Here is a 13,173-nt window from a genome sequence, read left to right as displayed (position 1 = left end):
GCCCCATGTCTGGCTAAAATCCTAACTTTTCTAAAACTGGCTGGGTAGAAACAATGTGACGATCTAAACCAAGTTCCTTGGGGCTAACTCCTAGCGCTAAAGCGATCAACTGCGGTAAATGCAGGATTGGTAAACCTAACCGTTTCTCAATCACCTTTTCCACCTCTGGCTGACGAGAATCTAAATTCAGATGGCACAAAGGACAGGGAGTCACTATACAGTCTGCACCGTTCGCTAAGGCATCTTGAATATGCATCCCAGCCATCTGGAAAGACTGGTTAGTGGCGTAGCTAGAAAGAGGCCAACCGCAACATTGGGTGCGACCACGGTAATAAATTGGTGTTGCACCTACCGCGCGAAACATATTTTCCATGCCTTCGGGGTGGAAGGGGTCATCATAGGGCATATATTTTTGAGCGCGGAGCAGATAACAGCCATAAAAAGCTGCACATTTTAATCCCGTTAACTTACGAGTCACACGTTTGGTAATTTCCTCTAAACCATAATCTGTGAGCAGAGCATAGAGAATATGTTTAACTTCGCTACTACCACGATAAGGTGAACACCCTTCTTTTTGCAGTAAGCCATTTACTTGCTCAACGTAGCCGGGGTTGTCTGTTTGACATTGTTTCAGGTTTTCGTTGACATGACCAATTACACCTTGACAAGTACTGCAATGAGTCAGTAAGGGTAGATTTAATTCTTCTGCTAAGGCAATATTTCGGGCGTTGACAGTATCTTCTAATAATTGGGAATCTTCTTTAAAAGTGCCTGAACCACAACAGGCAGCTTTTTTCAGTTCAATCAGTTCAATGCCCAATGCTTGAGTCAGGGCTTGAGTAGATTGGTAAAGTTCCCGGCAAGCTCCTTGGGCAACACAGCCAGGATAATAGGCGTATCTGAGTGTCTGAGTTAGCATAAAAGTATGTTTGAGTAAAGGCGTTTGCCCTGATAATAACGGTTTTATCATTCCTGGACAGGAACACTGGACAGGGCTTGTATATTAATTTGGGACAATCTGCAAAAAATTGGTAAGAATTGGTAAATAGAAGCATTTACAGATTGATGCGATCGCGTGGCGTGTCCTGGTATCCAAAGGCTTTTTGAGTAATTGAACTGTTATCTTAGGTACAGAGCCTAAGTGTGTCCTTTGGAGTTAAGTTTTTCTTCAGGAAAAGCCCTTGGTAGTATACGGGCGATCCCGCTTTCCGATAAGATGTATATGCTCAAAAACACATCGCCCATCAAGAGCGGATAATAGGAACTGGTCAAGGACATTTATCGTATGAGTCAAGCAGAAATTTTTGAAAAGGTCAAGAAAATTGTTGTCGATCAACTCAGTGTTGAAACCGACAAAATTACACCACAAGCTAATTTTGCTAATGATCTGGGGGCTGATTCCCTCGATACGGTTGAATTAGTTATGGCATTGGAAGAAGAATTTGATATCGAAATTCCCGATGAAGCCGCCGAAAAAATTACGACGGTTCAAGAGGCGGTGGATTACATCAACGATAAAGTTGCTGCATCCGCCTAAAAAAGTCCTGAGTGCTGTTAGGTATGTAGCCCGTGCTGAGGAGCTACTGCGGTCTTCTCCCCAGGGGAGAAGTCAAGCATCTGGCATTGTAGAGGAATCAAAAGTTAAAACTTAAAACTTCAAAGTCAAAAGTTATTCCCGGTGTCTCCTTTTCTCCTACTCCCACCTCACGACTTTGCATTCAGCACTCAGATTTTTATTTGCAGCTTTCTCGCCAATTTTAACTAAGAAATGACAGATTATAAACGTAAACGCGTTGTTGTAACTGGTGTTGGCGCGATTACACCGATTGGTAATACACCAGATGAATATTGGGAAGGATTGTTAAGCGGACGCAATGGCATTGGCAACATCACATTTTTTGATGCGTCTAGCCATGATTGTCGCATTGCGGGTGAAGTGAAAAACTTCGACCCCCTCGCTTACATGGATCGCAAAGAAGCCAAGCGTATGGATCGGTTTGCCCAATTTGGGGTATCTGCTGCCAAACAAGCTGTTTCTGATGCAAAGTTAGTCATTAATGAACTAAATGCCGAACAGGTGGGAGTGATGATTGGCTCCGGGGTGGGTGGACTGAAGGTAATGGAAGACCAGCAAACAATCTACCTCAACCGTGGACCTGATCGCTGTAGTCCATTCATGATCCCGATGATGATCGCCAATATGGCGGCTGGATTAACAGCAATTCACATCGGTGCTAAAGGGCCTAATTCCTGTGCTGTGACTGCCTGTGCCGCAGGTTCTAACGCCATTGGGGATGCTTTCCGCCAGATTCAAAATGGTTATGCTCAAGCAATGATTTGCGGCGGATGTGAGGCAGCAATTACACCTTTGGGTTTAGCTGGGTTTGCCGCAGCCCGCGCGCTTTCCACTCGCAATGATGACCCAGCTCATGCTTGCCGTCCTTTCGATCGCGATCGCGATGGATTTGTCATGGGTGAAGGTGGGGGCATTCTCGTCTTAGAAGAGCTAGAACACGCCCTCAGTCGTGGCGCTCGCATTTATGCGGAAATGGTCGGCTATGGTATGACCTGTGACGCTTACCATATGACTGCCCCAGTCCCTGGTGGTTCGGGTGCTGCTAGAGCCATTCAATTGGCGCTCAAAGATGGCGGTATCACTCCAGACATGGTGAGCTACATTAATGCTCATGGTACTAGCACCCCAGCCAATGATTCTACGGAAACTGCGGCGATGAAAACAGCTTTGGGTGATCAAGCCTATAAAATCGCCATCAGTTCCACCAAATCGATGACAGGTCATCTTTTGGGCGGTTCAGGAGGCATTGAAGCAGTCGCCACAGTGTTAGCGATCGCTCATGATCAAATTCCCCCCACGATCAATCTAGAAAATCCTGATCCAGAGTGTGATCTAGATTACGTAACTCATACCAGCCGCGCTCAAAAAGTTGCGATCGCATTATCCAACTCTTTTGGGTTTGGTGGTCACAATGTCACACTAGCCTTTAAGAAGTACACCTAAAATTCTCACCTGTGCCGTTTTTCGGCTCTCCTGAGATGATTGTGTGAAAAGTATCACAAATACCTTTCATTGTGAAGTCAAGCGTTCATCATGCCCTAATAATCGGACTGATTTATCACTAGAATCTCAGGAGATCCCGCTTGTCCATCAACAATGGGGAATGGGATGATAAAGATACTGTGGGGAAAATTCCATCAGTGGCCAGTTACCAGGCTTAATGAAGAAAACTGATAACCTTTAACTGTTAACTGTGCAGAACCACCCCAGTTAGAAAAGAAGCTCCAAGAGTGCTAACCTGTCGTTAAGAACAAGAGATTATGGCTGTTGCAACCCAATCCCTCCAAGAACTTTGTATTAACTCGATTCGCTTTTTGGCAGTTGATGCCGTAGAAAAAGCCAAATCGGGACACCCCGGACTGCCAATGGGCGCTGCTCCTATGGCTTTTGTCCTCTGGGATCGCTTTATGCGGTTTAATCCCAAAAATCCCCAGTGGTTCAACCGCGATCGCTTTGTTTTGTCTGCTGGTCACGGCTCAATGTTGCAGTACGCCCTGCTTTATTTGACAGGCTACGATAGCGTCACCATTGAAGATATCAAGCAATTCCGTCAGTGGGGTTCTAAAACCCCAGGACATCCAGAAAACTTTGAAACCGCTGGTGTAGAAGTTACTACTGGACCTTTGGGACAAGGTATTGCTAATGCAGTTGGTTTAGCGATGGCAGAAGCCCATCTAGCTGCCAAATTCAACAAACCAGATGCCAAAATTGTTGACCATTACACCTACGTAATTTTGGGTGATGGTTGTAACATGGAAGGCATTTCCGGTGAAGCTGCTTCTTTCGCGGGTCACTTGGGACTAGGCAAACTGATTGCTCTATACGACGACAATCACATCTCCATCGATGGTTCTACAGATGTAGCATTCACCGAAGATGTTTCTCAGCGCTTTGAATCTTACGGCTGGCACGTCCTGCACGTTGAAGATGGTAACACCGATTTAGATGCCATTGCTAAAGCAATTGAAGCAGCAAAAGCTGTCACCGACAAGCCGACCATGATTAAGGTCACCACCACCATCGGTTATGGTTCTCCTAACAAACAAAACACTGCTGGTATTCACGGTGCGGCTTTGGGTGCTGACGAAATCGCCTTAACCCGCAACAACTTGAAATGGGAATACGAACCTTTCGTAGTGCCTCAAGACGCGCTAAACCATATGCATAAAGCAGTTGAGCGCGGCGCGAGCTATGAAGCTGACTGGAACAAAACCATTGCTGACTACAAAACCAAATATCCTCAAGAAGCGGCTGAATTTGAACGTTTCGTTAGCGCTAAACTCCCCGACGGTTGGGATAAAGTATTACCTAGCTTCACTCCCGAAGATAAAGGAATACCCACCCGCAAACACTCAGAAGTTTGCCTAAACAAACTAGCCCAAGTTCTACCTGAGTTGATTGGTGGTTCGGCTGACTTGACTCACTCTAACCTGACTGAAATCAAAGGTTTCGGTGACTTTAAAAAAGGTGAATACCAAAACCGTAACGTCCACTTTGGCGTGCGGGAACACGCGATGGGCGCAATCTGTAACGGTATGGCGTTGCATGGTTCGGGATTAATTCCCTACGGTGCAACCTTCCTGATTTTCACAGATTATATGCGTGCTGCCATCCGCTTATCTGCTTTGTCCCAAGCTGGGTCAATTTGGGTAATGACTCACGACTCCATTGGACAAGGTGAAGATGGCCCTACCCATCAACCAATAGAAACTCTGGCATCTTTACGTGCTATTCCTAACCTGACTGTAATTCGTCCCGCAGACGGTAACGAATGCTCTGGTGCGTACAAAGTCGCAATTACCAAGTCCAAGCAAAACGCTCCTTCTCTGTTAGCCTTCACTCGTCAAAATGTCCCCAACTTGGCAGGTACATCGATTGAGAAAGTGGCTCAGGGTGGTTACACTGTGGTAGATTGCCAAGGTACTCCCGATATCATCTTGATTGGTACTGGTTCAGAATTGAGCCTTTGTGTGACAGCAGGGGAAAAATTGACAGCCGAAGGTAAGAAAGTTCGTGTTGTTTCTATGCCTTCAAGTGATTTGTTTGACGCGCAAGATGCAGCTTATAAGGAGTCTGTTCTACCTAAAGCTGTTACCAAGCGTTTATCCGTAGAAGCTGCTAGCAGTTTCGGCTGGCATAAGTATGTTGGTAGTGAAGGTGATACTGTTAGTATCGACACTTTTGGTGCTTCGGCTCCTGGTGGTGTTTGTATGGAGAAGTTTGGCTTTAGTGTTGATAATGTTTTGGCTAAGGCTAAGGCTTTGTTGGGTTAATTAGCAACGAAATATTCTCTTAAGTTTTTCTGGGGTGGACTGAAAGGTCTGCCCTTTTTTTTACGCAGAGGTAACGCGGAGATGTCTATTATAATTGGGGTAATGAGTTTATGTATGGAGAGGTAATTATGCAGGAAGTTGTAAGTTACAATCAGGAGCTACACAATCGGATCTCGCCAATTGTAGAGAAGTTGATTCAGGGTAATAGTTTATATCAAGTTAAGTTAAAGCCACGTGAGATGATCGAAATGTTGGTAGAGTTATTTGGGCAGTTTTCACCGAAAGAAATGAGAGAAATTAAGGAGGATGATTTAATCAGAAGAATAGATAAAATTTTGGTACTAGAGGCTGTTTCTGGTACGTTAAATGATTTAACACCTGAGCAAATAGCAATTTTTGATGCAGCAGTGGAAGGCAGATAAATAGGTGGATTACTTACTTGATTCAAATATTGTCTCTTATATTTTGAAAAGGAATGTAACCGTAGATACTAAATTACGAGAAGTTACTCGTAAAGGGGAAGAAGTATTTATTAGTTGCATTACTTACTATGAAATTAAAAGAGGACTTTTATCTATAAATGCTTCGAGACAGTTATCTGAATTTAAGCAGTTTCTTGAAAAACATACCATCTTGTTATTAGATGATATGGAGATTATAGAGAAAGCCTGCGAAATTCATGTAGATTTAAAACGTAGGGGTTTTACTATTCAAGAGCAAGATATATTGATTGCAGCAACTGCAATTACACGCGGCTTGATTCTAGTCTCTAATGATTCAGATTTGTTAAGAGTTCAAGGTATTAATTTAGAAAATTGGGCAAGAGCAGAATTTTGAGGTTGAGGAAATATCGTTCCTCATTTAACTTAACACCTATGCCAAGATGCCTACCCTACAAGATATTCAGTAAATCTAATGGGTGCAAAATAGATGTGTTTTAGTTTAATTAGCAGGAGTGTGTGAGTGTTTAAGAAATTGCGAGGAGGATTACTGGTTGGGATTGGCTATATGCTTTCTCCCTTATCGTGGTGGAATGATATATTTTTTAATCTACCGATCGCACTGTTGTTTGGTTATCTGGTAAGCTGGGCTAAACCTAACTGGTTTTTACCGTTTACAATCATTGGCTATTGGCTCTCGAATGTGTTGGGAATTGTGATGATGCAAATGGGAGCGATGGATATGTTCATCACAGAAGAGAAGCGGAACCTTAAAAGAGATTTACTTCTGGGTTTGGGTGGCTCCACTTTTTATACAATAGTGGTTGCGCTGCTAGTCTATTTTCATATTCTGGAAATACCTACGTTTCTGCTCAATCCCTGATACTCTGAGCAAACGCTGAATTTATAAAATATTGCTGAGAACTGATACCAATTTTTCAATATGTGCGGTTTCATGAGTAGCCATCACAGATATCCGTATCCGACTTGTCGGGACTGTGGGGGGACGAATAGCTGGGGCAAAAATGCCGTGACTTCTTAGCTGTTTGCCAACTTTGAGTGCATCTGCTGCACTGGGTAACTGTAAACAAATTATGGGTGATTCCGTAGGTAATAATTTCAGGTAGGGTAATTGTTCTGCAATTAACCTTTTTAAATAATCCACATTCCGCCATAGTTGCGTCAGACGTTGCGGTTCTTTCTGCACTATCTCAATTGCGGCTAAGGCCGCCGCCGTGTCTGCGGGTGAAAGTGCTGTAGTGTAAATCCAACTGGGGGCGCGATTTCGTAAATAATCAATGAGGTTGGCGTTTCCCGCTACATAGCCGCCTAAACTACCCAAGGCTTTACTTAATGTGCCAATTTGAATTAAGATCCTACCTGTGCTGTGAAAATGTTCTACGCATCCTGCACCAGTTTTTCCTAGTACTGCAGTACTGTGAGCTTCATCTATGAGCAGCATACAGCTAAACTGATCTGCTATATCTAATAATACTGGTAATGGACACAAATCACCATCCATACTGAAGACGCTATCAGTAATTATCAAACAACGTCTGTAGTTTTGGCGTTGCTGACTCAGTTGAGTTTTTAACGCTTCCATATCACAGTGGGGATATTCGAGAAATTCTGCACCGCTGAGAATCGCCCCATTTTTCAGACTGGAATGATTATACTGGTCAGATAAAATTAAATCACGCTTACCTACTAAAGCTGCGATCGCACCTAAATTGGCTAAATACCCAGAACTAAATACTACAGCATCTTCTGTTTGTTTCCAAGCTGCGATCGCCTGTTCCAATTCCCGATGTAATTCCCGATGTCCACTGAGTAATCGAGAACCAGTACTACCAGTCCCCATTTTCTCAATAGCATAAATTGCCGCTTTCATCAAGCGTTCATCCCCAGCCAATCCCAAATAATCATTACTGGCAAAATTGATTACTTCTTCCCCAGCCAAAAGCACAGTAGCACCAGGGCGACCATCAATTGTCTGTACACAGCGATACCAGTTGGCTTTGTGGATAGTTGCTAGAGATGCTTCTATCCAACTGTAAGGGTCTTGGGGCATAGAGGAAGATGAGAGAGAGCCAATATTAACAAAATATAGATGCAAGCCTGAAAACCAAGACTTTCTGAATTACGAATTACGAATTACGAACTACGAATGAGTAACTTCTTCGCTGCTGCTAAGATGCGCGATCGCTTGTTTAATCCAATCTTCTACGTAAGCGTCTTTTGTGAGTCCAATATCTTCACTGACTACGTGTAAGGCGTGACTAACTTCATCGACAGTATATCCCAAAGCGAAAAGAGTCATTTGCACTTCTTCTAAAATCCCTGGTGCGGGGCCGCCTGTGGCGACGAAGAAGCCTGCTGATTTGCGCCATTCGACTAACTTAGTTTTCAGTTCCAAACAGATGCGCTCTGCGGTTTTTTTGCCCACACCAGGCGCTTGAATTAAGATTTGGGTATTGGCAGCGATAATTGCTTGGACTAAATCTGGAACTTCCAAAGTATCCAAGAGTGCGATCGCACTAGCAGTACCAATACCGCTGACAGTGAGCAATTGGCGGAACAAATCACGTTCGGCGGGGGAAGCAAAGCCGTAGAGAAACGGCACTTCATCGCGAATTTGCAGATGGGTAAAAATTTGTGTGACTCCACCCGACTCTGGCAATTGTTTTGCCAAGCGTTGCGGAACTTGCAAATCATACCCCAAATTATTCACTTCGAGAGTCAACATCATGCGACCCCCGCCAATTGTTTGAATACCAGCGACAATCCCTTTGAGATAGCTAATCATTCTAAGAATCCAAAGTACCTTAAACCTTCGAGAATTCCACCAGCACAAACAGCTTGTGCCAGGTAACGATAGTTAGCGGGATACTCGCTGTGCCACTTAAGTAACTCTGGACGTGCATTCCCGACTATGATTCCCCGTTCCTCGCCTACAGCGAATAAAGCAATATCATTACCTGAATCACCGCAGACAACTGTTTGTTCTGCTGCAAAGCTCCACTTTTGACGGAGGAACTGCATTGCCTGACCTTTATCGCTGGTAAGAGGCACAATGTCAAGGTCAATACCGCTACTATAGATTAATTTAATATTTAATTTAGATTTGAGTAACTCTGCCTCTAGTTGCGGTAAGACATTTACTGCTACCTCTTGCTGTAAGAAAAAACTGACTTTAAAAGCCCGTTGTTCTGAATCTGGTTGCAGCTCCAACTCAGGAAAAGACTGAGCGATTTTTAATACCAATTCACTATCCCAACCAGAGGAGAGGATTTCTGACCAACCCGCATCGGGGGTATCTTTACCGTCAAGATAAATTTCCGTACCTACAGACAGAACCAAAGCATCCGGTTCCATGAGATTTTTTTCTTTTTGGAGTTCGCGGTAAAGAATAGGCGATCGCCCTGTAGCATAAACAATCTTAGTGCCGTATGCTTGGCGATGTTGACTCAGTGATTGTGTCAATGCGGCTAAAGCGTTGTCATCACCCACGAAGGTGTTATCCAAGTCAGAGACAAAAAGAAATGGTTTCATGATTTTGATGTATCCCAGTTAGTAGTTGCAGAAATGCCTGTAAATTCAACAGTTACCCAAATGCAATTTGCAGAAACTGATTCTTGATGATATCTTCGGAGTTAATTTACCAGATTTTGGCTCTTGTGTATTCCTCCGAGTAACCCTCCACAGATATCAAATGTCAAAATTGAGACAGATTACGAGTCCGATAATTCTTTCAGTATCTGAAAATACGACTGCTGCTAAGATCAATTATTTTCAAACATCGTCTGAGAAGTCACCTGTCCTATTTTGTTTGGATAGGAAAGCTGATGTTTGGTAAATGCTTGTTTAGCCTGTCGGATCAAATCGGTTTTGTAAATAAACTCGTCCCTAGCATCCATTGGGTAAGATTTGAGTTTGAATTGGGTACACCAGGGTAATTCTTCCATGATCACAACCACCGGCAGTTTTAACTGCGTGTATCTACTACTGTAAGCAGTTTGATAAAGAATTTGGATTACCTTCTCAGTATCCACTTCATGATCTAAGTAAAATTCCGTAACTACTTGTGCTTCTAACTGCCCACTGTTAGCATTAGAAATAGCATCTGTCCAAGTTTTATTGTGGGGAATGGTGACAGTGTTATCATCAGGGGTTTGCAGTCTGAGTCCACGTAAACCGTAACCGATCACTTCGCCGTAGTGTTCGCCAATGCGAATGCGATCGCCTACTCGATAGGGTGCTTCAAATAACGTCACAACTCCAGCAATAATCGAACTTACATAGTCTTTGAATGCAAATCCTAATGCTACAGCAATCGTGCCAGTGAATGCTAAAAGATTTCTTTGAGACAGATTCAGAAAGAGGTTGAGGAGGTAAACTACAGTGATGATCAAAATCAGTCCTTTCCAAAAAGGTACTGACTGTTTAATTGTGAGTCGGAACAAACGCGGGACTCGCTCAGATAGCCAATTAACGAAAGATTGAATTGATACAGAAATTCCGTAGGCGATAAAAACGCTAATTAGAGCTTTGAGAATCTTGTTGACTGTAATATCAGTCAGGAGTCTTTCGGCGATGCCATTATCATCTAACAATTGAGCAAACAAGCTAATATTATAAATCATAGAAAAAGGCATAATTATTCCTCTCCAATCAAAAAATTGTTATTAATTAACTCTGTTTTGAGAGAAGGATAGTATGCAGGATAAATATTTAATTGCCCCTGGTGTTGCATGATCACACCTGCACGCTGAAGCATCTGTACACGCGATCGCACAAGTTGTTCACTTTCGCCTAAACTCAGAGCTAGATCAGTCCGAGTCATCTCCCCATGTAGCAATAGAGAATGTAGCAGGTAGCGATCGGTAGCAGTCAAATCAGGTAAACTCGGCAAAATCGGCTTCGTTTGTCGGAGGTTAATGGGAATTTCCAGAGTCACACCTTGAGGCGTAAATGCAGGCTGAGACTCAGAAACAGCATCAGGGATATCCGCCGCACGAATCCGTAATGCTTGCAGCCATAATTGAGCCGCCACGCTACTCACCCCAGAAGCAAGACTAGCAAGAGATTTACAGTCAGCTAAATCCATATCCGCGTCGCTGTCTTCAGGAGTTAATTGTGCGGTGACAGGTGCTAACCATTTTTGCAGTGCATCTCCTTTCAATTTAGGTAGGGGGTGAACTTGTTCTAAATAAGCACTCACCTGACAAACCTGATCGAGAAATGTCCAAGCCGAATAATTGCAACCAATCAGCCAAAACCGAGATTTATCCTTGACAACGGCATTTTGCAGAAACTCGATACCTTCCCACCCCTCAATACATCGTAGAAAGCACTGCGCCAGAGAGGGAATCACGACCAAAGTCTGCCTTTGAGTCAGTTCTGGATTAGCATCACCGCCATCATCTGCGGAGTCAGACTCTGTTTCAGAACATAAAGCTTCACTAATTGCTTTTTCCAGAGATGAACAATCAGGTGAACGTTTGCACTGCGCTAGAGGATGGATAATTTTCAAACCTTTAGGGAATTCATCTGTTAGACTTTCCTGCACAATTTCAGCAATTGGTTCCACCGAACAACCTAGAATCACCAGACTATTGGCAGCTGTAACATTTTGCTGCCAATCTGCCAAAGCTGAAGTCAGTGTTTCTTGGATAGAAGTACGATATTCCAGTGGATGGGATAATTGACCTAGTTTTTGAGAAAACTCCTGAATAATGTCGTCAGGCGGTTTATTGAGGAGATTATCGGGATTAGTTGTTTTAGCCTGGGAGAGCCAAGACTGAAACCAATGGATAGAAGATCGGAATTTTGCGCCTATCATTATTTAGTGCTAACAGTTACTCATCCGTCAAAGTTTCAATTAACAGATTCACCTGTTGCTGTCGCTGCTGCAAAAAACTTTCGCACTGACGCAAAGACTCAACAGCAGTAGAAAACTGCTCAAACACCTCCTGCAAATCCAACTCACCCGCCTCAATGCGAGCAATAATTTCTTCTATTTCCAGCACCTTCCCCTCATAATTCCAAGCCGCCATCGAATCAGAACTCGAAGCATCCTTACGCTTAACCATTCAACCCTCTGTGTCCTCTGTGCCTCTGTGGTTCGTTTTCCATCACCTTCACTTTAACCTCACCCTGCCCCAACTGAAGCAACAAATCTTCCCCCACAGCCAACTCAGAAGCCGAACGAGCGATCGCGCCATTTTCCCGCCTGACCACAGCATAACCACGCTGTAACACCGCTTTGGGGTCAAGACTAGCCAACTTTTCCCGTAACAATTCTAAACGCTGCTGGGCTGCGTGCGATCGCCTCAGCGTCACCTGTAGTAATTGTTGTCTTTTCCAACTGAGTTGCTGTATCTCCTGCTGCACCTGTCTATCTAACCTCAAACGCCGCAAGCGATCGCGTAAACCTTGTAATTTATCCTCAGCGATTTCCTGAAATTCTCCTACCGCCCCACGTAGCGCCACTATCCTTTGCCGATGCTGAACATACAACTCTGCCAGAGATGGGACAACAGTTTCCGCCGCCGCCGTCGGTGTATGTACACAAGCATCAGCAACTAAATCTACTAAAGACTCATCGCGTTGATGACCAATACCAGTAATTACCGGAATAGAACAAGTAGCAACAGCCCTGACCACCCGTTCATCATTAAAGCAAGCCAATTCCTCAACCGCACCACCACCCCGTGATAAAATTAGCACCTGGGCGCGACCATCACGATTTACCCGATTAATCGCCTTAACTATCGAATCAGGTGCTTGCTCACCCTGCACCGTAGCGGGAGAAAATAACACCTGTAAACCGGGATATCTCTGCTTAAGCGTTTTTTGAATATCGCCCCAAGCCGCCGCCGTGGGTGAAGTGACAACTGCGATCGTTTGGGGGTGCAGAGGTAGAGGTCGTTTGCGTTCTGGATCAAATAAACCCTCAGCCAGCAAGCGGTTTTTTAATTGTTGATAGCGTAGCGCCTGTAAACCAGCACCAGCAGGTATAGCTTGCCAAACAGATAATTGATACTCTCCCCGTTGCGGGTAAACTCGAATACTACCCAAAATAATTAACTGCTCACCAGCAATTGGCATTTGAGCCAGTTTCGGGATTTGACTTTTCCAGACCACACACTTAATTCCGGCTGTCCCCTCTGGATCTTGTAGGGTAAAAAATAAGCCACTGCGATGGTTGTTAGCACTGGAAACTTCCCCAGTTACCCAAACTTGGCGTAATTGATCATCTTGCTCTAACAGCAAGCGGATATAGTCAGTTAATCCTGCTACTGAAAGCGCTGTTTCGGGAATCAGAGAGTTAAAAGTCATCTCGGTTGGTGAGCATTGGTGCTGGAGCGATTTTAGCATTCTT

Annotated in this window: 14 protein-coding genes; 6 read left to right on the top strand and 8 right to left on the bottom strand. The window is 44.0% G+C overall.

The annotated features are described in order from the left end of the window. Positions 1 to 13 precede the first annotated feature (13 nt). On the bottom strand, positions 14 to 919 hold the full coding sequence (locus AACX33_RS12725) for a CoB--CoM heterodisulfide reductase iron-sulfur subunit B family protein (protein WP_193998037.1): 906 nt from the start codon (positions 917 to 919) through the stop codon (positions 14 to 16). 366 nt (positions 920 to 1,285) lie between these two features. On the opposite strand from AACX33_RS12725, the gene acpP reads away from it, so the two are divergent. From acpP to AACX33_RS12695, 6 genes are all read left to right on the top strand, one after another. Then, complete coding sequence (acpP, locus tag AACX33_RS12720) at positions 1,286 to 1,537, top strand: acyl carrier protein (RefSeq protein ID WP_089092768.1); 252 nt, start codon at positions 1,286 to 1,288, stop codon at positions 1,535 to 1,537. Positions 1,538 to 1,768: 231 nt separating this feature from the next. Next, positions 1,769 to 3,019 carry a beta-ketoacyl-ACP synthase II gene (gene fabF, locus AACX33_RS12715; RefSeq protein WP_193997828.1) on the top strand — a complete coding sequence of 417 codons (1,251 nt, stop codon included), beginning with the start codon at positions 1,769 to 1,771 and terminating at the stop codon, positions 3,017 to 3,019. A gap of 317 nt (positions 3,020 to 3,336) precedes the next feature. After that, positions 3,337 to 5,349, top strand: a complete 2,013-nt coding sequence (gene tkt, locus AACX33_RS12710) for a transketolase (protein WP_193997829.1) — start codon at positions 3,337 to 3,339, stop codon at positions 5,347 to 5,349. A gap of 128 nt (positions 5,350 to 5,477) precedes the next feature. Next, positions 5,478 to 5,771 carry a hypothetical protein gene (locus AACX33_RS12705; RefSeq protein ID WP_193997830.1) on the top strand — a complete coding sequence of 98 codons (294 nt, stop codon included), beginning with the start codon at positions 5,478 to 5,480 and terminating at the stop codon, positions 5,769 to 5,771. Positions 5,772 to 5,775: 4 nt separating this feature from the next. Beyond that, positions 5,776 to 6,186 carry a PIN domain-containing protein gene (locus AACX33_RS12700; RefSeq protein WP_193997831.1) on the top strand — a complete coding sequence of 137 codons (411 nt, stop codon included), beginning with the start codon at positions 5,776 to 5,778 and terminating at the stop codon, positions 6,184 to 6,186. Positions 6,187 to 6,312: 126 nt separating this feature from the next. Further along, positions 6,313 to 6,672, top strand: a complete 360-nt coding sequence (locus AACX33_RS12695; RefSeq protein ID WP_193997832.1) for a hypothetical protein — start codon at positions 6,313 to 6,315, stop codon at positions 6,670 to 6,672. Positions 6,673 to 6,693: 21 nt separating this feature from the next. On the opposite strand, the gene bioF is transcribed toward AACX33_RS12695, so the two are convergent. From bioF to xseA, 7 genes are all read right to left on the bottom strand, one after another. Beyond that, complete coding sequence (gene bioF, locus AACX33_RS12690) at positions 6,694 to 7,860, bottom strand: 8-amino-7-oxononanoate synthase (protein WP_193997833.1); 1,167 nt, start codon at positions 7,858 to 7,860, stop codon at positions 6,694 to 6,696. Positions 7,861 to 7,950: 90 nt separating this feature from the next. Next, positions 7,951 to 8,595 carry a Holliday junction branch migration protein RuvA gene (gene ruvA / locus AACX33_RS12685; RefSeq protein ID WP_193997834.1) on the bottom strand — a complete coding sequence of 215 codons (645 nt, stop codon included), beginning with the start codon at positions 8,593 to 8,595 and terminating at the stop codon, positions 7,951 to 7,953. Further along, positions 8,592 to 9,341: a sucrose-phosphate phosphatase gene (locus tag AACX33_RS12680; RefSeq protein ID WP_193997835.1), complete on the bottom strand. Its 750-nt coding sequence runs from the start codon at positions 9,339 to 9,341 to the stop codon at positions 8,592 to 8,594. Before AACX33_RS12680 ends, ruvA begins: the two co-directional genes overlap by 4 nt. A gap of 230 nt (positions 9,342 to 9,571) precedes the next feature. Continuing rightward, positions 9,572 to 10,444, bottom strand: coding sequence for a mechanosensitive ion channel family protein (locus AACX33_RS12675; protein ID WP_193997836.1), 873 nt, complete (start codon positions 10,442 to 10,444; stop codon positions 9,572 to 9,574). Positions 10,445 to 10,446: 2 nt separating this feature from the next. Continuing rightward, positions 10,447 to 11,631 carry a MarR family transcriptional regulator gene (locus tag AACX33_RS12670; RefSeq protein ID WP_193997837.1) on the bottom strand — a complete coding sequence of 395 codons (1,185 nt, stop codon included), beginning with the start codon at positions 11,629 to 11,631 and terminating at the stop codon, positions 10,447 to 10,449. Positions 11,632 to 11,647: 16 nt separating this feature from the next. Then, positions 11,648 to 11,881 carry an exodeoxyribonuclease VII small subunit gene (gene xseB / locus AACX33_RS12665; protein WP_193997838.1) on the bottom strand — a complete coding sequence of 78 codons (234 nt, stop codon included), beginning with the start codon at positions 11,879 to 11,881 and terminating at the stop codon, positions 11,648 to 11,650. Continuing rightward, the gene (gene xseA / locus AACX33_RS12660) at positions 11,874 to 13,130 is read right to left on the bottom strand and encodes an exodeoxyribonuclease VII large subunit (protein WP_193997839.1); all 1,257 of its coding nucleotides are present in this window, start codon (positions 13,128 to 13,130) and stop codon (positions 11,874 to 11,876) included. Before xseA ends, xseB begins: the two co-directional genes overlap by 8 nt. Positions 13,131 to 13,173 lie beyond the last annotated feature (43 nt).

The sequence above is a fragment of the Nodularia sp. LEGE 04288 genome (assembly GCF_963896525.1).
Taxonomy (GTDB): domain Bacteria; phylum Cyanobacteriota; class Cyanobacteriia; order Cyanobacteriales; family Nostocaceae; genus Nodularia.
This window is presented reverse-complemented; position numbering and strand designations above follow the sequence as displayed.